The organism is Rhodoferax ferrireducens (genome assembly GCF_049302455.1).
In the GTDB taxonomy this organism is placed as follows: domain Bacteria; phylum Pseudomonadota; class Gammaproteobacteria; order Burkholderiales; family Burkholderiaceae_C; genus Rhodoferax; species Rhodoferax ferrireducens_B.
The window spans coordinates 41,062-63,126 of record NZ_JBAQMD010000008.1 but is presented as its reverse complement, the minus strand read 5'-3'; the positions used below and the strand labels follow the sequence as shown (position 1 = coordinate 63,126).

At 62.5% G+C, this 22,065-nt stretch carries 20 protein-coding genes; 12 read left to right on the top strand and 8 right to left on the bottom strand.

Going from position 1 to position 22,065, the window contains the following annotated elements; translation table 11 throughout:
• Nucleotides 1–130: 130 nt before the first annotated feature.
• Both WA157_RS00905 and WA157_RS00900 read right to left on the bottom strand, forming a co-directional pair.
• A complete protein-coding gene (locus WA157_RS00905) occupies nt 131–1,564 on the bottom strand; it encodes an FAD-binding oxidoreductase (protein WP_422619151.1) in 1,434 nt (477 codons plus the stop codon).
• 4 nt (nt 1,565–1,568) lie between these two features.
• On the bottom strand, nt 1,569–1,952 hold the full coding sequence (locus WA157_RS00900) for a DUF2069 domain-containing protein (protein WP_422619150.1): 384 nt from the start codon (nt 1,950–1,952) through the stop codon (nt 1,569–1,571).
• Between the two features lie 33 nt (nt 1,953–1,985).
• On the opposite strand from WA157_RS00900, the gene WA157_RS00895 reads away from it, so the two are divergent.
• Together WA157_RS00895 and WA157_RS00890 are read left to right on the top strand one after the other, a co-directional pair.
• The gene (locus WA157_RS00895; protein ID WP_422619149.1) at nt 1,986–3,236 is read left to right on the top strand and encodes a YihY family inner membrane protein; all 1,251 of its coding nucleotides are present in this window, start codon (nt 1,986–1,988) and stop codon (nt 3,234–3,236) included.
• Nucleotides 3,237–3,473: 237 nt separating this feature from the next.
• Complete coding sequence (locus WA157_RS00890; protein WP_422619152.1) at nt 3,474–6,518, top strand: transglycosylase domain-containing protein; 3,045 nt, start codon at nt 3,474–3,476, stop codon at nt 6,516–6,518.
• A 31-nt stretch (nt 6,519–6,549) separates the two neighbouring features.
• Here the strand turns inward: WA157_RS00890 and WA157_RS00885 are convergent, their stop codons facing one another.
• On the bottom strand, nt 6,550–7,575 hold the full coding sequence (locus WA157_RS00885; protein ID WP_422619148.1) for an asparaginase: 1,026 nt from the start codon (nt 7,573–7,575) through the stop codon (nt 6,550–6,552).
• A gap of 102 nt (nt 7,576–7,677) precedes the next feature.
• Here WA157_RS00885 and lexA point away from each other — a divergent pair, with 102 nt between their 5' ends.
• The 3 genes from lexA to WA157_RS00870 all read left to right on the top strand — a co-directional run bounded on the left by lexA (nt 7,678) and on the right by WA157_RS00870 (nt 9,860).
• The gene (gene lexA, locus WA157_RS00880; protein WP_011465271.1) at nt 7,678–8,352 is read left to right on the top strand and encodes a transcriptional repressor LexA; all 675 of its coding nucleotides are present in this window, start codon (nt 7,678–7,680) and stop codon (nt 8,350–8,352) included.
• Nucleotides 8,353–8,385: 33 nt separating this feature from the next.
• On the top strand, nt 8,386–8,754 hold the full coding sequence (locus tag WA157_RS00875; RefSeq protein ID WP_422619147.1) for a hypothetical protein: 369 nt from the start codon (nt 8,386–8,388) through the stop codon (nt 8,752–8,754).
• A gap of 92 nt (nt 8,755–8,846) precedes the next feature.
• A complete protein-coding gene (locus WA157_RS00870; RefSeq protein ID WP_422619146.1) occupies nt 8,847–9,860 on the top strand; it encodes a D-2-hydroxyacid dehydrogenase family protein in 1,014 nt (337 codons plus the stop codon).
• A 92-nt stretch (nt 9,861–9,952) separates the two neighbouring features.
• Here the strand turns inward: WA157_RS00870 and WA157_RS00865 are convergent, their stop codons facing one another.
• The 3 genes from WA157_RS00865 to WA157_RS00855 are packed head-to-tail and all read right to left on the bottom strand — an operon-like array spanning nt 9,953 to nt 13,796.
• Entirely contained in the window at nt 9,953–11,314 is a 1,362-nt protein-coding gene (locus tag WA157_RS00865; RefSeq protein WP_422619145.1) for a 3-deoxy-D-manno-octulosonic acid transferase, read from the bottom strand.
• The gene (gene waaC / locus WA157_RS00860) at nt 11,311–12,372 is read right to left on the bottom strand and encodes a lipopolysaccharide heptosyltransferase I (RefSeq protein WP_422619144.1); all 1,062 of its coding nucleotides are present in this window, start codon (nt 12,370–12,372) and stop codon (nt 11,311–11,313) included. The genes WA157_RS00865 and waaC overlap by 4 nt, the downstream gene beginning before the upstream one ends.
• Complete coding sequence (locus WA157_RS00855) at nt 12,369–13,796, bottom strand: phosphomannomutase/phosphoglucomutase (protein WP_422619143.1); 1,428 nt, start codon at nt 13,794–13,796, stop codon at nt 12,369–12,371. The genes waaC and WA157_RS00855 overlap by 4 nt, the downstream gene beginning before the upstream one ends.
• A gap of 121 nt (nt 13,797–13,917) precedes the next feature.
• Between WA157_RS00855 and WA157_RS00850 the strand changes: the two genes are divergently transcribed.
• The 4 genes from WA157_RS00850 (at nt 13,918) to WA157_RS00835 (ending at nt 18,058) form a co-directional block, all read left to right on the top strand.
• Complete coding sequence (locus WA157_RS00850; protein WP_422619142.1) at nt 13,918–15,486, top strand: DNA-3-methyladenine glycosylase 2 family protein; 1,569 nt, start codon at nt 13,918–13,920, stop codon at nt 15,484–15,486.
• 45 nt (nt 15,487–15,531) lie between these two features.
• Nucleotides 15,532–16,065, top strand: coding sequence for a methylated-DNA--[protein]-cysteine S-methyltransferase (locus tag WA157_RS00845; RefSeq protein WP_422619141.1), 534 nt, complete (start codon nt 15,532–15,534; stop codon nt 16,063–16,065).
• Entirely contained in the window at nt 16,062–16,958 is an 897-nt protein-coding gene (locus WA157_RS00840; protein ID WP_422619140.1) for a DMT family transporter, read from the top strand. Before WA157_RS00845 ends, WA157_RS00840 begins: the two co-directional genes overlap by 4 nt.
• Nucleotides 16,959–17,482: 524 nt before the next feature.
• A complete protein-coding gene (locus WA157_RS00835; RefSeq protein WP_422619139.1) occupies nt 17,483–18,058 on the top strand; it encodes a peroxidase-related enzyme in 576 nt (191 codons plus the stop codon).
• Between the two features lie 47 nt (nt 18,059–18,105).
• Here WA157_RS00835 and WA157_RS00830 read toward each other — a convergent pair whose 3' ends face one another.
• Nucleotides 18,106–18,258: a hypothetical protein gene (locus WA157_RS00830; protein ID WP_011465281.1), complete on the bottom strand. Its 153-nt coding sequence runs from the start codon at nt 18,256–18,258 to the stop codon at nt 18,106–18,108.
• Between the two features lie 266 nt (nt 18,259–18,524).
• Between WA157_RS00830 and WA157_RS00825 the strand changes: the two genes are divergently transcribed.
• From WA157_RS00825 to WA157_RS00815, 3 genes are all read left to right on the top strand, one after another.
• Nucleotides 18,525–18,929, top strand: coding sequence for an Hsp20/alpha crystallin family protein (locus WA157_RS00825; RefSeq protein WP_422619138.1), 405 nt, complete (start codon nt 18,525–18,527; stop codon nt 18,927–18,929).
• A complete protein-coding gene (lon, locus tag WA157_RS00820) occupies nt 18,926–21,319 on the top strand; it encodes an endopeptidase La (RefSeq protein WP_422619137.1) in 2,394 nt (797 codons plus the stop codon). The genes WA157_RS00825 and lon overlap by 4 nt, the downstream gene beginning before the upstream one ends.
• A gap of 68 nt (nt 21,320–21,387) precedes the next feature.
• A complete protein-coding gene (locus WA157_RS00815) occupies nt 21,388–21,582 on the top strand; it encodes a hypothetical protein (protein WP_422619136.1) in 195 nt (64 codons plus the stop codon).
• 93 nt (nt 21,583–21,675) lie between these two features.
• Here the strand turns inward: WA157_RS00815 and WA157_RS00810 are convergent, their stop codons facing one another.
• Nucleotides 21,676–21,915: a BON domain-containing protein gene (locus WA157_RS00810; RefSeq protein ID WP_422619135.1), complete on the bottom strand. Its 240-nt coding sequence runs from the start codon at nt 21,913–21,915 to the stop codon at nt 21,676–21,678.
• Between the last annotated feature and the right edge of the window lie 150 nt (nt 21,916–22,065).

Below are 22,065 nucleotides of genomic sequence, written 5' to 3'. Positions count from 1 at the left end.
TACGGATTGAAGGGATGAAGTGCTGCGAGCAGCGAGTCCATCGTCCTGCAAAAGGAGATTGCTGAAAAGTCCGAGGTAGCCTGCTGGACTGGCGAACCAGTTCGCGCGTCAGCGGGTTAGTCCAAATGACTTAAACACGCACCACCCGCCCCGGATTCATCAGATTCCGCGGGTCCAGCGCCTGCTTGATGGCGCGCATCAGGCCCAAGGCCACGGGGGACTTGTAATGCGCCAGATGATCGACTTTCAGGCTGCCTACGCCATGTTCGGCCGAGATGGAGCCGCCAAAAGCTTGCACCGAGTCAAACACGAGGGTATTGACCCGCGCTTCATGGTCACGCAAAAAATCTGCCGCATCCACCCCCTCGGGCGCCTGCACGTTGTAGTGCAGATTGCCGTCACCCAGGTGGCCAAAGTTGACCAGTCGCACGCCAGGAAGGGCCTGCTGCAACAAGGCGTCGGTCGCGCGCACAAAGTCAGGAATGTTGGAGACCGGCACCGAGATGTCGTGCTTGATGTTGAGCCCCTCCAGCGCTTGCGCCAGCGGGATGCTTTCACGCACATGCCACAGTTGTTTCGCCTGCGCCAGGGTCTCGCTCACCACCGCATCCGTGACGCAGCCCTGGTCGAGCGCGATTTCCAGCAGGCGCTCGAACTGGGTATGCGCGTGCAACTCGGACTCGTGATCCGAGTTCTCCAGCAACACGCAAAACGGCGCATCCAGATGCAGCGGCACCCGCAGTTGCGCAAAGTGTTTGGCGACCAGACTCAAGGCGAATTGCCCCATCGCCTCAAAGCCCGTCAAGCCCGCGCCCAGGTGCCGATGTGCCAGCCCCAACAAGGTGACGGCCGCCTCCAGCGACGGCACGGCGGCCCACGCCGTGAGCCGGGCGGCGGGCAGCGGATACAGCTTCAGGGTGGCGGCGGTGATGATGCCCAGCGTGCCCTCCGAGCCTATGAAAAGGTCGCGCAGGTCGTAGCCGGTGTTGTCTTTGCGCAAGCCCGAGAGGCCATGCCACACCTCGCCCTGCGCGGTGACCACTTCCAACCCCAGACACAGGTCACGCGTGTTGCCGTAGCGAACCACCTGGGTGCCACCCGCGTTGGTGCCCAGGTTGCCGCCAATGGTGCAGGTGCCTTCGGCAGCCAGGCTCAGCGGAAACAGCAAATTCGCTTCCTCGGCGCGCTCCTGCAGGTTTTGCAGAATGCAGCCCGCCTCGACCGTCATGGTCAAGTTGTCGGCGTCCACACCGCGCACCGTGTTCATTCGTTGCAGGCTCAGCACAATCTGGCGACCGGAATCGTCGGGTGTGCTGCCAACCGCCAGGCTGGTGTTGCCGCCCTGGGGCACGATGCTGACGCCGCTCGCAGGGTTGGCGCTCACATAATCAGCACAGGCTTTGACCACCCGTGCCACCTCCTCGGTGCAAGCGGGCCGAACGACGGCCAGTGCTTTGCCGTGAGAGCGCTTGCGCCAGTCCTGCTCCCAGGCCGTCAGGTCGCCATCGGTGAAGACGTGGGCATTTCCGACGATGTGGCGAAGTTCATCCAGCAGGGTTTGCATAACATCAGCCTTCTTTGATCGGGTTTTTGAGGCGCCAGCGAACGTGCAGTGCGCAGGCGGCGAACAGGCTCAGACAGAGTGCCACTTCGACCAGGGCCAGATAGTTGCCCGGCGCTTTGTCGCTGTAGGCGCGCACCGCCCCTTCGGTGAAATACAGCCACACCATCAGGCTGACCCAGCGGTAGGTGTACATGCGGTTTTTCAGCAGCCCGGCCAAAGGCAGGCACAGCGGCAACACTTTGAGCGCCAGCCAGGAGCCGCCCGGACGAATCGGGGCCAGCCACAACTCCCAGGCCAGCCCCAGCACGATCAGCCCCAGCAAACTGCCCACGGCCAGCGCGCGTGTGCCGCGCACCTGTGCTGAGGCGCTATTTTGTTCTTTGTTCATTGACGTCATCATTGGAGTGGCATCATAGCGGCCATGCACATGTCCCCTCACCTGCCCGCCTCGCCGCCCCTGAGCTGGCCGCAGCGCCTTGAAGCCTTGTTCAAGGACTTGACCAACTTTCCCTGGAAGAGCACCGCACGCACGCTGCGTGAGCGCTATTCGGAAGATCGCCTGGGCCTTACGGCGAGCAGCCTGACGTTCACCACCACCATGGCGCTGGTGCCTTTGGTCACGGTGGCGCTGGCCATTTTTACCGCCTTTCCCATGTTTGCCAAGCTCCAGAGCGTGCTGCAAAAGTGGTTGGTGACCAGCCTGATTCCCGACAATATCGCGCGCCAGGTGCTGGGCTACCTGACCCAGTTTGCCGGTCAGGCCAGCAAGTTGGGAGGCGCCGGGATCGCCCTGTTGTTGGTCACGGCGGTGGCTCTGATTTTGACCATCGATCACACGCTCAATGGCATCTGGCGGGTGCGCACCCGCCGCTCCCTTGGCCAGCGTGTGCTGGTGTATTGGGCCGCCCTGACCTTGGGACCGCTGGTACTGGGGGTCAGCCTGAGCATCACCTCGTACGCCATTTCGGCGTCCAAAGGCGTGGTGGGCGTGATGCCAGGCGGGGTGCAATTGCTGCTCGATGTGTTGCAGTTTTTTATGGTGGCTTGGGGCATGGCCGCGATGTACCACTTTGTGCCCAACACCTGGGTGAAGTGGTCACATGCCTGGGCCGGTGGCCTGTTTGTCTCGGCCGGCCTTGAGCTCGCCAAGAAGTTGCTGGCCCTGTACCTGGGCAAGGTGCCAACCTACTCTGTGCTGTACGGCGCCTTTGCCACGGTGCCCATCCTGCTGATCTGGATTTACGTCGCCTGGGTCATTGTGCTGCTGGGCGCCGTCATCGCGGCCTACTTGCCCAGTCTGACCTCAGGCATACAACACCGGGGCCGTTCGCATGGCTTGCAGTTTCAGTTGGCACTGGAGACGCTGCAGCAGCTGGAACGGGTGCGCTCTGGCGCAGTCAAGGGTTTAACGATGCAACAACTGGCCCAGTTGCTGCGGGTAGATGCCCTGCAACTGGAGCCGGTGCTGGAAACCTTGTCTGAACTGGACTGGATCGGCTTGCTCAATGAGGAGTTCAAGGGCGAAGCCGCACGCTACGTCATGCTGGCCAATCCAGATGCGACCGCACTGGCACCGCTGCTTGACACACTCTTGTTGCGGCGCGAGGAAAGCACCCAAAATTTATGGGAAAAAGGACGCTGGCCCCTGTTGAACCTACGTGACGTGCTATAAATTGCATAGCGCATTAGACGTAGCGAGCGTTCGGCACCTATCGGGTACGCAAAGCCATAGCTGATTTTTTCACCAACGCCCCTGCACGGGCGGAAAACCGGTGCTTTCACGCTGGCCCAAGGTGCGATACTTCACTTGCTGCGGTTGAACTTCGTGTCCGCGTTAGTTTCAGAACGGGTGGAGGACGGCGTCGCCTGCCCCACCAAAGCAGCAAACCAGAAAATCAGGGTGATGCGTATGCGGGGAAAGTGGCTTTCGATTTTTTTCTGGTTCAAGGTAACAGTGGCATCGTCGCTGCTGCTGGGGTTGGTCGTCGCGGGTCTGCTGGTCGCGCACGAGCTGCGCACGTCGGACTATCAGGCGCGTTTCTTTGCCGGACTGGCGGGCAAGGCCAGTTACACGCTCAGTGCCGGTCCGAGTCCGTCCATCCGTTTCCCGCAGAGCGCGCCCTACGACGATCGTCTCGGTTATTCGCTGCTGCCGGTGTTTTTCAGCAAATTGCGGACGCGGGATTTCGAGATCATCCAACAGGCCCGGATATCAGCGGACATGGCCGATATTGTCGACAAAGGTTATTTCGCCCCCTATCCGGAAAAGATCCAGGGCGGTCTGAGCATCCTCGATTGCCACAAGAACAGCCTGTTTCAGGAGCGCTATCCGAAACGGGTGTTCGAACGCTTTGACGACGTCCCACCCTTGCTGGTGCAAAGCCTGCTGTTCATCGAGAACCGTGAACTGCTCGATTCGGAGCACCCCAAGCGCAACCCGGCCGTGGAGTGGGACCGGCTGGCCCATGCGGTGCTGATCAAGGCCCAGGGCACCCTCACCGGCGACACCAGAACACCTGGCGGCAGCACGCTGGCGACCCAGATCGAAAAATACCGGCATTCGTCCGAGGGGCGCACCTCCTCGATCGAGGAAAAATTGCAACAAATGGTGTCGGCCGCCTTGCGCGCCTACCAGCAGGGTGAAGACACCAGCGCGGTGCGGCGCCAGATTGTGCTGAGCTACGTGAACACGATGCCGCTGTCGGCCAAAGCCGGCTTTGGCGAAGTGCATGGCCTGGGCGATGGGTTGTGGGTTTGGTACGGTCGTGATTTCAAGGACGTCAACCGCATTCTCAACGATGTGGCCGCGCAGACCGGTGATTTCAGCGACCAGGCGCAACTGTACAAACAGGCCTTGAGTCTGCTGATCTCGCAGCGCCGCCCGTCCTATTATTTCGACGCCGATGAAGCCGAACTGGAGCAACTGACGGACAGCCATTTGCGCCTGCTGGGCACTGCCGGTGTGATCACGCCGGCACTGCGCGATGCCGCGCTCAAGGCGAAGCTGAACCGGCGCGCCGACAAGGTGCCAGCGCCAGCGGTTTCTTTCGTCACGCAGAAGGCGGCCAATGCGGTGCGCACCCATCTGGCCAACCTGTTGGGCAGCAGCCGGCTGTACGACCTGGACCGCCTCGACCTCAGCGTCGCCAGCACGCTGGATGCGCCGGTGCAGACCTCCGTGACGACCTTGTTGCGCGAGTTGCGCGACCCGGCCAAGGCCCGGGCCGCCGGACTGTCCGCCAAACAGTTGCTGGACCGTGGCGATCCGTCCAAGGTGGTCTACAGCTTCACGCTCTATGAGCGCGGGGCCGAGGCCAACTATCTGCGGGTGCAAACCGACAACTTTGATCACCCGCTCAATATCAACGAAGGCACCAAGCTCGATCTCGGCTCGACCGCCAAACTGCGCACGCTGGTGACCTATCTCGACATCATGGACAAGCTGCATCAGCGGCTATCAACACTGGACAAGGCCCAATTGCACGCGCTGGAAGTCGACCGGCAGGACGTGTTGACGCGCTGGGCGGTCGACTATTTTCTGGCAGCGCCTGATCAAAGCCTGAGCAAGATGCTGGAGGCGGCGCTGGATCGGACCTATTCCGCCAGTCCGGCAGAAGGGTTTATGACCGGCGGCGGGCTGCATCACTTCAATAACTTCAGGCACGAGGACGACGGCCGGGTGATGTCGGTGCGCGATGGACTGCGCAACTCCGTCAACCTGGTGTTCATCCGGCTGATGCGCGATGTCGTGCACCACTATATGTTCCTGACCCCGGGCTCCTCGGCCAAGCTGCTGCGCGATGCCGACGATCCCCGCCGCGCCGCCTATCTGGCGCGCTTTGCCGACAGCGAGGGCCAGGTCTTCATGCGCCGCTTCCTGGTCAAGTACCAGGGAAAAACCGCACAAGAGGCGCAAGAGCTGCTGCTGGGCAACGTGCGGCCAACCACTTCGCGGCTGGCTGCCATCTTCCGTACGCTGTATCCAGAGGCGCCGCTGGACCAGTTCACAGCCTGGGTGAAGGACAATTTGCCCGACGGCGTCAATCCGGCCGAGCCCAAGCTGGCCAAGCTCTACGAGCAGTACGCGCCAGAGCGGATGTCGCTGGCCGATCGCGGCTACCTGGCGGGTGTGCATCCGCTGGAGTTGTGGCTGGTCGGCTATCTGCGCAACCATCCGGGCGCGAGCCAGACGCAGGTGATGCAGGCCAGTGTGGCCGAGCGCCAGACGGTCTATGCCTGGCTGTTGTCCACCCATCGCAAGCAGGCGCAGGACAAGCGGATTCTGGACCTGCTCGAAGGTGAAGGCTTTCTGGAAATCCACCGTCAGTGGGCGCAGATGGGCTATCCCTTCGAATCCCTGGTGCCCTCCTATGCAAGCGCGCTGGGGGCCTCGGCCGACCGCCCTGCCGCACTGGCCGAATTGATGGGGATTCTCGTCAATGAGGGTGTGCGTAAGCCAAACACACGCATCGAGTCGCTGCACTTCGCGGCCGCCACGCCTTATGAAACCCTGCTGCAGTACAAGCCGGCCAAGGCGCAGCGGGTGCTGGCGCCCGAAGTGGCGCAAGCGGTGCGCGGCGCCATCCGGCGGGTGGTGGAGGAAGGCACCGCGCAACGTGTGAAGCGCGCTTTTGTGCGGACTGACGGCAGCGTCATTGCGGTCGGCGGCAAGACCGGCACCGGCGATCAGCGCTTTGACACCTACGGTGCGGGCGGACGCCTGATTGCCTCGCGCGTGGTGAACCGCTCGGCGACCTTCGTCTTCAACATTGACGAGCGATTCTTCGGCACGCTGATCGCCTACGTGCCGGGCGCGCAGGCCGCCGCTTTCGATTTCACCAGCGGCCTGCCGGTGCAATTGCTCAAAGTACTGGCACCCAAACTGATGCCGCTGATCATTGGCGGTGCCGGCTGCGCGCCAAGCCGCGCTGACGAAAGCGCAGACCATCTCTAGCGTCACCAGGCGATGACGCAGGCCCGGCCCGTCAGGCTTGCATCAGTTCCAGCATCAGTGCAATCCTGGCCTTGACCGGTGACAGGCCTTTGGAATGCGCAAATTCCGAACTTTCTGTCGCCAGCACACGGCCGGTGGCGCAGCGGGTTGAGCGCACCACCCTGACCCCAAGTGCTTGCGCGCGGCGCAGTGCTGCCTCCAAATCCTGATGAATGGTGCCATTGCCGGTGCCGGCCACCACCAGGCCACGCACCGGCACCTGCGCGAGTTGCACATCAGTCTGACCCTGCGCGCCAGCCGCAGACACCGGAACCAGCAGTGCATCCACCAGCGCGCCGCTGGCGCCCGCGTAGTTCATCACAATTTCCACCCGTGGCCAATGGTTCACAGATGCTATGTTTTTAATAGCTACATGTTCCCTACCGACGGGGGCTAGAGGCCAATTCTTTACCAAACGCACCGCACCCTCCTCGACATACGCCACGGCCCCGGCGTCACCCGAACTGAAGGCATCAAGCCGGTAGGTGTGAACCTTTTGCACGTCGGCCGCCGCATGCACCGTACCCGCACACACGGCCAGCACGCCACAAGCGCCGGTGGTGGTGGCCACCACAACGGCATCCCGGATATTTTGCGGCCCATCCGGCGCCACGCTGGAGGCTGGCCGCATGGCACAGGTCAAGACCACGGGTTTACTTGCGAGCTGAAGCGCCGGCAGCACGGCGTGTAAAAAATAAGCGGTTTCTTCCAGCGTATCGGTGCCGTGGGTGATGACGATACCGGCGACGTCGGCCTGTGCCAGATGGTGACTGACCCGCTGCGCCAACTGCTGCCAAACCGCAAAACTCATGTCCTTGCTGTCAATCTGGGCCACTTGCTCGGCCTCCAGCGTGCGCCCGGCCAACACCAGATCAAGCCCCGGCACCGCCGCCAGCAATTGACTCACACCGACCTGGGCCGCGGTGTAGCCGATGTTGTCGGCAGCGCTGGCAGCGCTACCGGCAATCGTGCCACCGGTTGCCAACACCACTACTTTTTCAATAAATTTTGCAACCATCACTTGCCAATCTCAAAAAACTGATTAAAAATACAGTTACTGAATACAACAACAGTGTGTATAAAGTAACAGCAAGACCCACCGTACCGCAAAGGAGTCGCCATGCTTGGAAGCCCCAAACTCACTGCCCGCCAGCAACAAATTCTGGACCTGATCCAGAACGCCATTACGCTCACCGGCTCGCCACCGACCCGGGCCGAGATCGCCACCGAGCTCGGTTTCAGGTCTGCCAACGCCGCCGAGGAGCACTTGCAGGCGCTGGCGCGCAAAGGCGCTATCGAGCTCGTCAGCGGCACCTCGCGCGGTATTCGCCTCAAGAGCGAGGCACTGCGCTCCATCAACGAATCCCGCAGCAAACAATTTCCCCTGTCGCTGCCCGGCCTGTCACAACTGATGCTGCCCCTGATTGGCCGCGTGGCAGCGGGCTCGCCGATTCTCGCGCAAGAACATATCGACCAAACCTATTACGTCGAAAGCAGCCTGTTCCAGCGCAAACCCGACTACCTGCTCAAGGTGCGCGGCATGTCGATGCGCGACGCCGGCATCATGGACGGCGACCTGCTGGCCGTGCAATCCACGCGGGACGCCAAAAATGGCCAGATTGTGGTGGCACGCCTGGGTGATGAAGTCACCGTCAAGCGCTTTCGGCGCACCAAAGACCTGATCGAACTGTGCCCGGAAAACCCCGACTACCAGATCATCGTCGTCGAACCCGGCGAGCCCTTCGAGATTGAAGGGCTGGCAGTTGGCTTGATCCGCAACACCATGTTGATGTGAGTGGTGATCAGGTTTTGAATTGAAAGGTTTCAAATGAGCTCTGCACTCCTGGCTGTTCCCGCAATTCTGGCGCCGCTGCAATCGTTGTGGCGCTGGCTCATGCCCGCTCTACCTAATTTACCCAATTTGCCCGGCAGCTCGCGCGGGCGCTCCACACTCTCAGGCCAGCCGTCGCGTCACTACGAACTTGCCAGGCATTCAATGGCCAACAAGCTGCATGGCACGGGGGGCAAGCGGCCCGCGCCAGGCCATGATTCAGCCCGCCGCCCGTTGCGAGTTGTGCGCGTGATGGAAGCCGGCCAGACACCGGCCCAGGTCGGTCGCATGGTGATTTCCGGCCGCATGGCCGACGTCTGTGCCGAACTCGATCGTCTGGCGGCGTGCGAAGCGACGTTGTACTGAAACCAGCTCACCACCATTCGTGTCTCTTTTTGTGCGCTTGAAAAATAGCCGCGGCCAAGCTTGCGGGCCGTGCCAAGGCACAATCAGGGCCTATGAATATCGTAATTCTTGATGATTACCAGGACGCGGTTCGAAAACTCGAATGCGCAGCCAAACTGGCGCCCTACCCGGCCAAGGTTTACACCAACACAGTCAAGGGGCTTGGGCAGTTGTCGGTGCGTCTCAAGGATGCCAGTGTGATCGTGCTCATCCGTGAGCGCACGCAGCTGCCGCGCGCCTTGATCGAGAAACTGCCCAAGCTCAAGTTGATTGTGCAAACCGGGCGGGTTGGCTCGCACATCGACCTGGACGCCTGCACCGAACTCGGGATTGCGGTTGCCGAGGGTTCCGGGTCGCCGGTGGCGCCAGCCGAGCTCACTTGGGCCTTGATCCTGGCGGCCATGCGCCGCCTGCCCCAGTACATTGGCAATCTCAAGCATGGTGCGTGGCAGCAATCGGGTTTGAAAACGGGCTCGATGCCACCCAACTTCGGCTTGGGGATGGTTCTGAAAGGCAAGACGCTGGGCATCTGGGGTTACGGCAAAGTCGGCCGGCTGCTGGCGGGCTTCGGCCAGGCCTTTGGCATGAAGGTGCTGGTCTGGGGGCGGGCACCGGCGCGCGAACGCGCAATTCTGGACGGATTTGAATCGGCCCTGAGCCGGGAGGATTTTTTTGCCCAATCCGATGTCCTGTCGCTGCACCTGCGCCTGGTGGATGAAACGCGCGGCATTGTCACACTCGATGATCTGACGCGCATGAAGCCCACCGCCCTGCTGGTCAATACAGCCCGCGCCGAGTTGATCGAGCCCGATGCCTTGATCAGTGCCCTCAACCGGGGGCGGCCCGGCATGGCGGCGGTCGATGTTTTCGAGACCGAGCCGATTTTGCAGGGGCACGCCCTGTTGCGGCTGGAGAACTGCATTTGTACACCGCACATCGGCTATGTCGAGCAGGACAGCTATGAGCTGTACTTTGGCGCGGCGTTTGACAACGTGATCAACTTCATCCAGGGCACGCCGACCAACATTGTCAATCCCGGTGCCTTGCAGGTGCAGCGGCGGCGTTAGTCTCTCGGGGATATTGCAGGCATTTCAGCCCTGTTGTCACCTTCCTTGACCGAGAGGCCCCATCGCACTTGGGCGCCTGGCCCGGCCTGGCGTCAAAAAGAGCTTGATTCAATCCGGTTCGCGGCCAGCAGTTGCACCACCGCCTCGGTCAGTCGCGCGCCGGCACCTCGGTGGGTGCGGGCAAAGGCATCGGCGGCGTGCTGTGCTGCCCGCAGCGCGCTGGCCTGGCACGCCAGCTTGGCGGCCGCTTGCAGCCCTTCCATCATGGTCGCCACACGCTGCGCCGCGCCCGCCGTCTGCGCCTGCTCGGCGGCTTCAGCAAAGTTGAAGGTGTGCGGACCCATCACCACCGGGCAGCCACAGGCAGCGGCTTCGATCAGGTTTTGCCCCCCGAGCGGCTCGAAGCTGCCACCCAACAAGGCGACATCGGCCAGGCCGTAGTACAGCGCCATTTCGCCCAAGGAGTCGCCTAGCCAGACCGTGGGGCGCGCTGGCTCAGCGCCATCCAATGCATCGCGCGCAGGCGGCCCGTCGTGCCAGGCACTGCGCCGCGAGACCGCAAAGCCAAGGCGCTCGATCAGCACGGCCACCGTGTCAAAGCGCTGCGGATGGCGTGGCACGATCAGCCATTGAACCTCATTCACTATAGAAATAGTAGCGTCAATCTCAATACCAACGGCGGCTGGAGGCCTGAATGACATTAAAGCTTGAAGCAATGCCGCTTCTTCACCCTCGCGCGAGCTGGCCAACATCACAAGCGGCCGACCGCTCTGGTGACGCCATCTCTGGCCAATGGTCAACTGGTCGGCGTTGGGCGTGGCGTCAAATTTGAGGTTGCCGAAAACGCCTTGCACAGGGGCCCCCAAGGCCTGCAGGCGTGCCGCATCAGCCTGCGTTTGCGCCCACACGGCCGTCAGGGCGCGGTAGGCCGGCCGCGCCAGCCAGGCCAGCTTGCGCGTCTTGCGTTGCGACTGCTCACTCAGACGCGCATTGGCCAGCACCAGCGGCACGCCGCGTTGCGCACACCCGGCCACCAGATTGGGCCAGATCTCGGTTTCCATCAGGATGCCCATACGCGGCTGGAAGTGCGCCAGAAAACGCTGCACCGCGCCCGCAGAGTCCCAAGGCTGCCAGGTCTGCAGGTCGCCCGACTGCAGCAACTGGACGCCCTCAAAACGACCGGTGGCGGTGCCGTGCGTGAGCAACAAGCGCATGCCGGGCAGACGCTCTCGCAAGCCTGCCACCAGCACAGCGGCGGCGCGTGTTTCACCCAGCGACACCGCGTGGACCCAAATGGTGTTGCCATCCGCCGGCGGCGCAGCAGACGCGTAATACCCAAAGTGCTCTTCCATGGCCAGCAGGTAGCCCGGCTCCTGCACGCCGCGCCGACGCAGTTTCAAACGCAAAAATGGCTGCACCAGCCACATGACCAGGCTGTACAGCAGGCGCGTCACAGCGCCATGACTCCGGTGGGGGCCGACCTTGCTGCCGATCCCCGGCCGGTCGCGCCCGCTGACGCAGCAACCGCCAGCCAGGCCTGCCAGACCGCGTCCACCGTGGGACTTGGCTGGGCAAACACGCTGCGCTGGTGCACCCGGTTGAGCGGCCCGGTGCGCCAGGCGGTATCGAAGTTGTAGAGCTGCACATGGGGCAGGTCCAGCGCCACGGCGATATGGCTCAAACCGCTGTCCACCCCCACGACACCGGCACAAGTGGCCAGCGCGTCGGTCAGGGCGTCCAGGGCGAGCCGGGGCCAGACAACGGCGCAGGCCAGGCCCTGAGCGATTTGCTGCGCTGTTTTCTGCTCTGGGTCACTGCCGTGCGGCAAGGCCACGGCGTAGCCACTGGCATTGAGACGCTGCCCCAAACTGCGCCAGTGCTCAAGCGGCCACTGCTTGTCGGCGCGCGAGGTGCCATGCACCAGCGCCACCCAGCCGTTCGGACAAGCCGCCTCAAATGCTATATTTACAGTAGCTGTTTGTCCAGTATTGACGGGGGCTAGAAGCCCAAAAGACATGGAAGCAGGCACCGCATAGCCCAACGCCTGGGCGCACACGGTACGTGAGCGGGCCACCGCATGGCAATGCGGCTCCAGCGTCACCGCCACATGGGCCACCCAACGCGCGGGCGCCTCGAAACTGGAGCCGTCGGTCTGGTGGGCCAAGCCATAACGATTGCCCTGAGGCGCCAGCCGCGCCAGCCATGAAATGAACGCTGACTTGGTCAAGCCTTGCAGGTCGATCACCGCGTCATAACGCTCGCGCTGCAACTCGGCTTTGAAACTGCGCCAGGCCTGGCGGGTCTGGCTGGAAAAGGGTGACTGGCGCCAGCGCCTGAGCTCGCAGGCAATGACCCGGTTCACCCCTTCACAGCGCTGCACCAAGGGCGCAAAGCTGCGCTCCACCACCCAGTCAATCTGCGCCTCGGGCAGGGCGCGCCGGATGTCCTGCACGGCCGGCATGGCGTGCACCACATCGCCAAGCGAAGACAGCTTGACGATCAGGATCTTCAATGCGCTGCCTGGTCCAGTACCGCGCCGGGCTTGACCTCGCGCAGCAGTTCCAGCATGGTGGCTTCGATGCGGTGCAGCGCCTCGGGCGTTTGGCCCTCAAAGCGCAGCACCAGCACCGGGGTGGTGTTGGAGGCGCGGATCAGGCCAAAGCCATCGGGCCAGTCCACGCGCAAGCCGTCGATGGTGGAGACTTTGGCACCGGCCTTGATCGCATCCATCAACGTGCCGTTGCCCGCACTGGCGCTCATGGCCGCCGCCGCCGCGGCCAGCAGTTGCGCGACCAGCGTGTGCTGTTCACCCTCGGCGCACTTGACGTTCAACTCCGGAGTGGAAAAGCTGGTCGGCAAGGCGTCAAGAACGGCATTGGCGTCGGGCGAGCGGCTCAAGATTTCGAGCAGGCGGCAGGCGGCATAGGTGCCGTCGTCAAAGCCGTACCAGCGCTCCTTGAAGAAAATGTGGCCGCTCATCTCGCCCCCCAGAGGCGACTGGATTTCTTTCATCTTGGCCTTGATCAGCGAGTGCCCGGTCTTGTACATCAGCGGCACACCGCCCGCCGCCTCGATCGCCGGCGCCAGCCGCTGCGTGCACTTGACGTCAAACAAAATCGTGCCGCCCGGCACGCGCTGAAGCACATCCTGCGCAAACAGCATCAGTTGCCGATCCGGAAAGATGTTGTTGCCCTCCTTGGTGACGATGCCCAGGCGGTCGCCGTCGCCATCAAAGGCCAGGCCGATTTCGGCGTCGCTGGTTTTCAGCGCGGCCATCAGGTCGCGCAGGTTCTCCGGCTTGCTCGGGTCGGGATGGTGGTTCGGAAAGTTGCCATCGACCTCGCTGAACAGTTCCGTCACCTCGCAGCCAATCGCCCGCAAAATGGCCGGCGCCGTGGCCCCGGCAATGCCGTTGCCTGAATCGACCACGATCTTCATCGGGCGCGCCAACTTGATGTCGCCCACGATGCGCGCCTGGTAGGCCGCCAGCACATCGACGCTGCGCACTTTGCCGCCCGCCTGCAACTCCCAGGACTCATCTTCCATCATGCGGTGCAGTGCTTGAATTTCTTCGCCGTAAATGGCGCGTCCGGCCAGCACCATTTTGAAACCATTGTGGTCCTTGGGGTTGTGGCTGCCGGTCACCTGAATGCCGCTGGTGCACAAGGTGTTGGCGGCAAAGTACACCATCGGCGTGGTCACCGTGCCGATATCGATCACCTCCAGCCCGGCCGCTACCAGACCGCGTATCAAGGCCCCGCTCAGTGTGGCGCCACTGAGGCGCCCGTCGCGCCCCACCGCCACCGCGGTTTCGCCCTCCCGGCGTGCCGCCGTGCCAAAGGCCCGGCCCAGCGCTTCGGCCACCGCCTGATCAATGGTGACTGGCACGATGCCCCGTATGTCGTAGGCCTTGAAAATAGAAGTTGATAACTGCATGACTGGGTTCCCTGAAAATGGATGAGCTCGGTTCGTGCCGTGAATTGTAGGCGGCGGCCACACCCAGGGAGATGTCCGGAAACGGCTGGTTTTGCAGTGGTGCGCGCGTATCATGACCTGCATGACACCCTATCACGCACAGCCCGACGACGACGCCTGCTACCTCGCGCTCAAGGCGAAGGACGCACGTTTTGACGGCTGCTTTTACACCGGCGTTACATCTACCGGCATTTATTGCCGTCCGGTGTGCCGTGTACGCACCCCCAAACGTGAAAACTGCCGTTTTTTTGTTCACGCGGCGCAGGCGGAACAGGCCGGCTTTCGGCCCTGCCTGCGTTGCCGCCCGGAAATTGCACCGCGCACTTCGGCCCTCGGCCACGTGTTTGAAACCAAGCCGTGGTCCATCCAGGACGCCTCCAGCATCTTGGCCACTCAGGCGGCCCGCCTGCTGGACACACCGGACGCCTGGGGCGAGAGCACACCAAGCGTGCAGCGGCTGGCCCGGCGCCTGGGCGTGAGCGACCGCCACCTGCGCCGCATTTTTGAAGCGCAATTCGGCGTGTCGCCCCTGCAGTACCTGCAAACACAGCGCTTGCTGAACGCCAAACAGTTGCTGACCGACACCGCACTGGCCGTCACGCAGGTCGCGCACTTGAGTGGCTTCACCAGTGTGCGGCGCTTCAATGCCGTGTTTGCCGCGCACTACGCCCTCAACCCGACGCAGTTGCGCCGCAACGGCGCAAAACACGAACACGACGCACCCGGCCAAGGCATTCATGTCAGGCTGGCCTACCGCCCGCCCTATGACGTGGACGCCATGCTGCAGTTCTTTGGCAAACGCCAGGTCACGGGGATCGAATGCGTCACGCTGGAGCCCGGTACCCAGAGCATCGGCAAAACCGTGGCCGTGCAATGCGGCCAGACGCTGTACACCGGCTGGCTGGTGGCCCGCTTTGAGGCTGCTGGCAACCGCGTGGATCTGCGCTTGAGTGATTCGCTGCGCGAGGTGCTGCCGTGGGTGATGGCGCGCGTGCGGGCCATGCTCGATCTGGATGCGGATCCCCGCGCCATCAGCGCCCTGCTGCGGACCAGCTTCCCACGGGGCGACGGTTTGCGCGTGCCCGGCACCCTGGACGGCTTTGAGCTGGCCGTGCGCGCCGTCCTGGGCCAGCAGATCACAGTAGCCGCTGCGCGCACCCTGGCGGCAAGACTGGTGCAACGGTTTGGTGAACCGATCGAGACCCCCATTGCCGGGCTGAACCGGCTTTTTCCAAGCCCCGCGGCGCTGGCCGCCGCCAGCGGCGACGCACTGGGCCAGTTGGGCATCGTCCGGCAGCGGCAAGCGGCCATTCAGGCCATCGCCAGCGCCGTGGCGGCGCAGCGCCTGCCACTGCACGCCGGGGCGGACGTGCCCGCCACCCTGGCCGCCCTGAAGGCTTTGCCCGGTATTGGCGACTGGACCGCCCAGTACATCGCCATGCGCGCACTGCGCTGGCCGGACGCCTTTCCGGCCGGCGACGTCGCCCTGCAAAAAGCACTGGGCGTGCAAGACGCCAAAAACCCGGCCAAAGAAGCGCAGGCCGCGTCGCTGGCCTGGCAACCGTGGCGCAGCTACGCGGTGATCCGCGCCTGGGCCGCCCCGTCGGCTGTCGCAGCGGGCCGGCGAGTCACCCCAATTGCTATTAAATAGATAGCTTATAACCCATATTTCACGGGGGCTACAAGGAGAATTGATATGAAGTTTTCACCATCCACCGTTCAAACCAGCTATGACAGCCCGCTTGGACGCATCATTCTGGCCGCCGCCCACGATAGATTGATAGGCGTGTGGTTTGACGGCCAAAGCCATCAGCCGGACACCACGCGCTGGCCTGCGGAGCGCGATCAACCGGTGCTGCAACAGGCCCAAACCCAGTTGAGCGCGTACTTTGCCGGTCAGCGTCAGGCCTTTGAGCTGGCGCTGGATTTATCGGCTGGCACTGATTTTCAGCAATCCGTCTGGCGCGCCCTGCTGCAAATTCCGTTCGGCGCCACCCTGAGCTACGGTGCCCTGAGTGCGGGCATCGGCAAGCCCGCTGCAGTGCGTGCCGTGGCTGGCGCGGTGGCCCGCAATCCCTTGAGTATCATCGTCCCCTGCCACCGCGTACTCGGGGCAGGCGCGTCACTCACCGGTTACGCCGGTGGCTTGCCGCGCAAGACGGCGTTGCTGCAACTCGAAGGCGCATGCTTCAAACCCGAACCAACCCAGCCCCAAGAAGCCACACCTTGACATCCCTGCCCACCACCAAGCCCTGGCGCACCGAGTTTGTTCTGCTCGCTGCCATCTGGGGTTCATCCTTTCTGTTCATGCGCCTGGGTGCCCAAGAGTTTGGCGCCATCCCGACGGCGGGCCTGCGGGTGTCCATTGCCGCCCTGTTTTTGGGACCGCTGTTGCTGTGGCGCGGGCTCTGGCCCCAGCTGGCCAGGCATTGGAAAAAAATATTTTTTATCGGCGTGCTCAATTCCGCCATCCCGTTTGCCTGCTTTTCGTTTGCACTCCTGTCCATCAGCACCGGTTTGTCCGCCATTCTGAACGCCACCGTGCCCTTGTTTGGCGCCGTGATCGCCTGGCTTTGGCTCAAGGACCGGCCGCACGGCCTGCGCATTCTGGGTTTGCTGATCGGCTTTGCCGGCGTCGCGCTGCTGGCCTGGGACAAAGCCAGCTTCAAACCCGGCGCCTCGGGCCTGGCGACCGGCTGGGCCGTGCTGGCCTGCTTGACCGCGTGCCTGTGCTACGGCATCTCGGCCAGTTACACCAAACGTTATCTGAGCGGCTTGCCCTCGCTGGTGACGGCCACCGGCAGCCAGTTTGGGGCCACCCTGGGCCTGGCGCTGCCCACCCTGTGGCTGTGGCCGACGCGCGCGCCAGGCACCACGGCCTGGCTGGCGCTGCTGGCCGTCGGCGTGCTGTGCACCGGCGTCGCCTACATCCTGTACTTCCGGCTGATCGAGAACGTGGGGCCGGCGCGCTCGCTGACGGTGACCTTTGCGATACCGGTGTTTGCGGTGATTTATGGCGTCATCTTTTTGGGCGAGGTGGTTTCGCTGTGGATGCTCTTGTGCGCCGCCATCATCGTCTGCGGTACCGCGCTGTCGGCAGGCCTGCTCCAGCTGCGGCGCTGACGATCCATTGGTCTCGTCGTGACCCGTTCATTTTCAAGCGCTGTATTCCCCCCCTATCCCCCCCGCCCCTTTCCACCCCCGCCGGGGCGGAAAGGGGAGCCAACAGCCACATTTGGCCGCGTCTTAAAAGGTGGGAAATAAACGTGCCGTGGCACGTTGGCCACAAACCGACTAAACGGCTTCTCGGTGGGTTGCCGCCACTTGGAGGCCAGCATGCAAACGAGCGCATATTTCCCACCTTTAAAGACGCGGCCAAATGAAGCCCCCATCTTTCGCCCGGCGGGGCGAGAGAGGGGTTGGGGGAGTGAGTGGGGGTAAGAACGCTCAAAACACCAACCCAGTCAAAGCGTCAACCCGCTCAAGCCGACGACCAAAAAACCGCGTCATTTCGACGAGCGCGTCAACGCGGCGCAATTCCCAGACCTCTAGACGGCTGCCCACGCCCAGGTCCACAATCTGCCATGGCTGACGCGCAAGGCAAGCCGTCACGGTAACTGTTTCCCCCAACTCAAAATCACTGCACCATGAACACACCACGCTACCCCATGCCAGAACTCAAAGACCTGCCTGAAGACATTCGCGTCAAAGTGCTGGAGGTGCAGGAAAAAGCCGGCTTTGTGCCCAACGTCTTTCTGGCGCTGGCGCGCCGCCCGGCCGAGTGGCGCGCCTTTTTTGCCTACCACGATGCCTTGATGCTCAAGGATTCTGGCCTCACCAAGGGCGACCGCGAGATGATCGTCACCACCACCAGCGCCGCCAACAAGTGTCTTTATTGCGTGGTGGCGCACGGTGCCATCCTGCGCATCTACGAGAAAAAGCCCTTGGTGGCCGACCAGGTGGCGGTGAACTACCGCAAGGCCGACATCACGCCGCGCCAGCGCGCCATGCTGGACTTTGCGATGAAGGTCTGCCTGCATTCCGACGAGCTTGGCGAGGCTGATTTTGCCGCCCTGCAGGCGCACGGCTTCAGTGATGAAGATGCCTGGGATATTGCCGCCATCACCGCTTTCTTTGGTCTCTCCAACCGCATGGCGTCGTTCAGCAACATGCTGCCCAACCCCGAGTTCTATGCGATGGGGCGTATCCCGAAGACCAAGTAATTGCTCTATTTACGGTAGCCTCTGCATCACCGCCGACGGGCAGCCCCCTACAGCAGCCACCACAGGACCAGCGCTGAAATCACCACCGGCAGTGACAGCACCAGAAACATCAAAGCGGTCTCAAAAAATGCGACCAGGTCGCTGAGCCAGAGCTTGAACAACTCGATCAGATCGACAGTCCAGATACTTTGCTTTTTCATCCTGCGACGATAACCCGGCGCACCCAGCCTGTAAATACCGGTTAACACTTGATTTCAGGCCTTTTATCGCGCTTAGGCCTGCCCGCCGCGGACCTGCGGGACGCAGTTGGCAGCGCCTCAAAGCACCGACCGTCCGAAGGCTTGCGTTTTCTCAAGCAAGCACCTGCACACTGCTCTTACCCTTGAATTGTGTTCTGAGTTACTGAGTGCCAGCGCAAGTACCAGCACAAGGAGACACAAAATGAAAAGCGGACAAAGGACAATCAATGCGACATCGTGATCCCAGAGCCTGGATGCTGGCCGAAGCGGTTGAAATGCTTTACAGCGCCGACCAACTGCAACGCCAGTTCTTCCAGATTGGCCACGTCGACAACGCGCCTTGCTGGGAGCCCCCGGTCGACATGTATGAGAACGAGCATGAGCTCGGCCTGCTGATCGCGCTACCTGGCGTAGCGCCGGAGCGGTTTCAAGTGAGCCTGGAGGCGCAGGCGATTGTGGTGCGCGGCGAGCGCACGTTCGGCGCGAGCCTGGGCAAGGGCGCCATTCTTCGACTGGAAATTCCCTATGGCCACTTCGAGCGCCGCATTGGCTTGCCCGATGTCGGCTATGAAATTGCTGACATGCAGTTCGAGAACGGCTGCCTGCGACTTCATCTGGAGCAACGCACATGAACCAAGTCATCCACTTACCCGACAAAAGCGACAGCCAGGGTGAAACAGACACGGTGCCCGTGCTGCCAAGCGATGCCCTGGTCATCATTCCGGTGCGCAACATGGTCTTGTTTCCCGGCATGGTGGTGCCGATCTCCATCGGGCGTTCAAGCTCGATCGCCGCCGCCCAATATGCGGTCAAGAACGACCAGGCAGTCGGCATCCTGATGCAGCGCAGCCCGGACGTGGAGACCCCCGGGCCTGATGATCTGTCAAGTGTCGGCACCATCGCCTCGATCCTGCGCTACGTCACGACCCCGGACGGCACCCATCACATCGTGTGTCAGGGCCAGCAACGCTTTCGCGTGACGGGCTACCTTGAGGGTTTTGCCTTCACGGTGGCGCGAATTGAACGCATTGCCGAAGCCGCCGCGCCGGACAACCCTGAAATCGAGGCGCGCTTCATGCGACTCAAGGAGCGCGCCGTCGAAGTGCTGCAAATGCTGCCCCAAGTGCCGGCAGAGATGGTGCATGCCGTGCAGGGCATCGACACCCCGGCGACGCTGGCCGATCTGGTGGCGGGCTACGTGGACATCAAGGCGACCGAGAAGCAGGAAATTCTGGAGGAAATAGACCTGCGCCGGCGCCTGGACCGCGTGCTTGACATGCTGGTGCACCGCATAGATGTCCTGAACCTTTCGCGTGATATTGACAAGCGCACCAAGGCCAGTCTCGGGCAGCGTGAGCGTGAGTTCCTGCTGCGCGAGCAATTGAAGTCGATTCAAAAAGAGCTCGGTGAAGACGCCAGCGGCAACGCCGCTGAAATCGAAGAACTGCGCAATTTGATCGAGGAGGCCCACATGCCCGAAGAGGTTGCCAAGCAGGCGGCCAAGGAGCTCAAGCGGCTGGAGCGCATGGCCGACGGCTCAGCGGAATACTCCATGGTGCGCACCTACCTCGACTGGCTGATTGAAGTGCCCTGGAAAGCGCCGGAGCCGGACACGATTGACGTCGGGCAGGCGCGCCGGGTGTTAGACGCCGATCACTTTGATCTGGAAAAAGTGAAAAAACGCATTCTCGAATTCCTGGCGGTGCGCAAGCTCAAGCCCAGTGGCCACGGCCCGATCCTGTGCCTGGTGGGCCCGCCCGGCGTGGGCAAGACATCGCTCGGGCAATCCATTGCCCGCGCACTGGGACGCAAGTTTGTGCGCGTGTCGCTCGGTGGCGTACACGACGAGGCCGAGATCCGCGGCCACCGGCGCACCTACGTCGGCGCCCTGCCCGGCAACATCATCCAGGCGCTGAAAAAGGCCGGCACCCGCGGCTGCGTCATGATGCTCGATGAAATTGACAAGCTCGGCAGCGGCATTCAGGGCGACCCGTCGGCGGCGCTGCTGGAGGTGCTCGACCCGGAGCAAAACAACAGCTTTCGCGACAACTACCTGGCCGTGCCTTATGACTTGTCACAGGTACTTTTCATTACCACCGCCAATGTGCTCGACCCCGTTCCCGGCCCACTGCGCGACCGCATGGAGGTGTTGCACCTGGCGGGTTATACGCAGGAAGAAAAGCGCGAGATCGCCCGGCGGTACCTGGTGACGCGCCAGCTCGAGGACAGCGGCCTCAAGCCCGAACAACTGGAGATCACCGACGATGCGCTCGCAGCCATCATCCGGGACTACACGCGCGAGGCGGGCGTGCGCAACCTGGAGCGGCAAATTGGTGCCGTCTGCCGCCGCACCGCCGTGCGCATCGCCGAGGGAGAGATTCAAACCGCGCGGGTTGACGCACCGGATCTGGTCGAGGTGCTGGGCCCGGCCAAATTTGAAAACGAAGTTGCCTTGCGCGCGGGCATGCCGGGGGTGGCGACCGGGCTGGCCTGGACGCCGGTGGGCGGTGACATTCTCTTCATCGAAGCCAGTCGCACGGCCGGCACGGGACGCTTGATCCTGACCGGGCAACTGGGCGACGTGATGAAGGAGTCAGCGCAGGCCGCGCTGACGCTGGTGAAATCAAGGGCCGCCACGTTTGGGCTCGACCCGGCCAACCTGGAAAAAGTGGATGTACACATCCATGTGCCGGCCGGCGCCATCCCCAAGGATGGCCCCAGTGCCGGTGTCGCCATGTTCATTGCGCTAGCCTCCCTGTTCATGGACCGGCCGGTGCGCAGCGACGTGGCGATGACCGGGGAGATCAGCCTGCGCGGCCTGGTGCTGCCGGTCGGTGGCATCAAGGAAAAAATGCTCGCCGCCCTGGCCGCCGGCATCAAAAAAGTCATGCTGCCAGCGCGCAATCGCAAAGACCTGGAGGAGGTTCCGCTGCCGGCCCGGCAACAACTCGAATTCGTCTATCTTGACGACATCGACGAGGCGGTGCTTGCCGCCATTGACGTCTCGCGTGACGCCCCTTGAGCATACGCAAGCTGCGCCAGGCGTGATCCCATTAAGGTTGATTCAAGTCACCCATGAGGAGAATCTCAATGAAAGACTCACCACCCAGCGCCAACGTGGAAAGCGCGCTCCAGGAAATCGGCGCCGCCCTGTTTGAGTTGCGCGATGCACTCGTCGAGTTATCCATGTCGATGCGGGATTGGCAGTTTGAAACCGATATGGAGCAGCGTCGCGCGGCCGAACTATCGGTTCAGCAACTGCTGAAAAAGGTGGCTTCGGACTGAGCGGCAATTGCTCATAGCCAGGGCTGCCCGCCCCGGCTCAAGCCTGCCTTTGCCGTCAATCCGAAACGGTCACGCGACGCCTTGCGCCCATGCTCAGTGGTAATGCTTTTTGCCAGCCAATTGGCCTGGTTTGAGGCTGATGGACAAACTGCGTATGCCGGGAACACGCCGGGCCGTTCGCTCCACCTGAAATCTGGTCTGGTGCGTGTCGACGTGACCACGCAAGGTCACCACGCCACTGTCAACGTCGATTTCAATATCAGACGCGTTGACAGCGGGAATCGCGTCCAGCCGCTCCATCACGTCGGCTTTCAGTTCGGCATCGGTTCTCATCATGTTCTCCAACGGTAGAAATCTATGTTGATCAGGCCCCACGGTCGGCCATGTTGCCCAATTAACTTTAGATAAAGCCACTGGCGGCTGAGTTGAGATTTCTCAAACCTGGCATCGAACCAGGCCTTGCAGCCGCCCGGCTTGGCCGCC

Coding starts and splice junctions, on each gene's coding strand:
- WA157_RS00850 (WP_422619142.1), top strand. CDS start 13,918: ATGACACCCTATCACGCACAGCCCGACGACGACGCCTGCTACCTCGCG.
- WA157_RS00825 (WP_422619138.1), top strand. CDS start 18,525: ATGCGACATCGTGATCCCAGAGCCTGGATGCTGGCCGAAGCGGTTGAA.
- lexA (WP_011465271.1), top strand. CDS start 7,678: ATGCTTGGAAGCCCCAAACTCACTGCCCGCCAGCAACAAATTCTGGAC.
- WA157_RS00875 (WP_422619147.1), top strand. CDS start 8,386: ATGAGCTCTGCACTCCTGGCTGTTCCCGCAATTCTGGCGCCGCTGCAA.
- WA157_RS00815 (WP_422619136.1), top strand. CDS start 21,388: ATGAAAGACTCACCACCCAGCGCCAACGTGGAAAGCGCGCTCCAGGAA.
- WA157_RS00845 (WP_422619141.1), top strand. CDS start 15,532: ATGAAGTTTTCACCATCCACCGTTCAAACCAGCTATGACAGCCCGCTT.
- WA157_RS00835 (WP_422619139.1), top strand. CDS start 17,483: ATGAACACACCACGCTACCCCATGCCAGAACTCAAAGACCTGCCTGAA.
- WA157_RS00900 (WP_422619150.1), bottom strand. CDS start 1,952: ATGAACAAAGAACAAAATAGCGCCTCAGCACAGGTGCGCGGCACACGC.
- WA157_RS00855 (WP_422619143.1), bottom strand. CDS start 13,796: ATGCAGTTATCAACTTCTATTTTCAAGGCCTACGACATACGGGGCATC.
- lon (WP_422619137.1), top strand. CDS start 18,926: ATGAACCAAGTCATCCACTTACCCGACAAAAGCGACAGCCAGGGTGAA.
- WA157_RS00895 (WP_422619149.1), top strand. CDS start 1,986: ATGCACATGTCCCCTCACCTGCCCGCCTCGCCGCCCCTGAGCTGGCCG.
- WA157_RS00830 (WP_011465281.1), bottom strand. CDS start 18,258: ATGAAAAAGCAAAGTATCTGGACTGTCGATCTGATCGAGTTGTTCAAG.
- WA157_RS00885 (WP_422619148.1), bottom strand. CDS start 7,575: ATGGTTGCAAAATTTATTGAAAAAGTAGTGGTGTTGGCAACCGGTGGC.
- WA157_RS00870 (WP_422619146.1), top strand. CDS start 8,847: ATGAATATCGTAATTCTTGATGATTACCAGGACGCGGTTCGAAAACTC.
- WA157_RS00890 (WP_422619152.1), top strand. CDS start 3,474: ATGCGGGGAAAGTGGCTTTCGATTTTTTTCTGGTTCAAGGTAACAGTG.
- WA157_RS00905 (WP_422619151.1), bottom strand. CDS start 1,564: ATGCAAACCCTGCTGGATGAACTTCGCCACATCGTCGGAAATGCCCAC.
- WA157_RS00810 (WP_422619135.1), bottom strand. CDS start 21,915: ATGAGAACCGATGCCGAACTGAAAGCCGACGTGATGGAGCGGCTGGAC.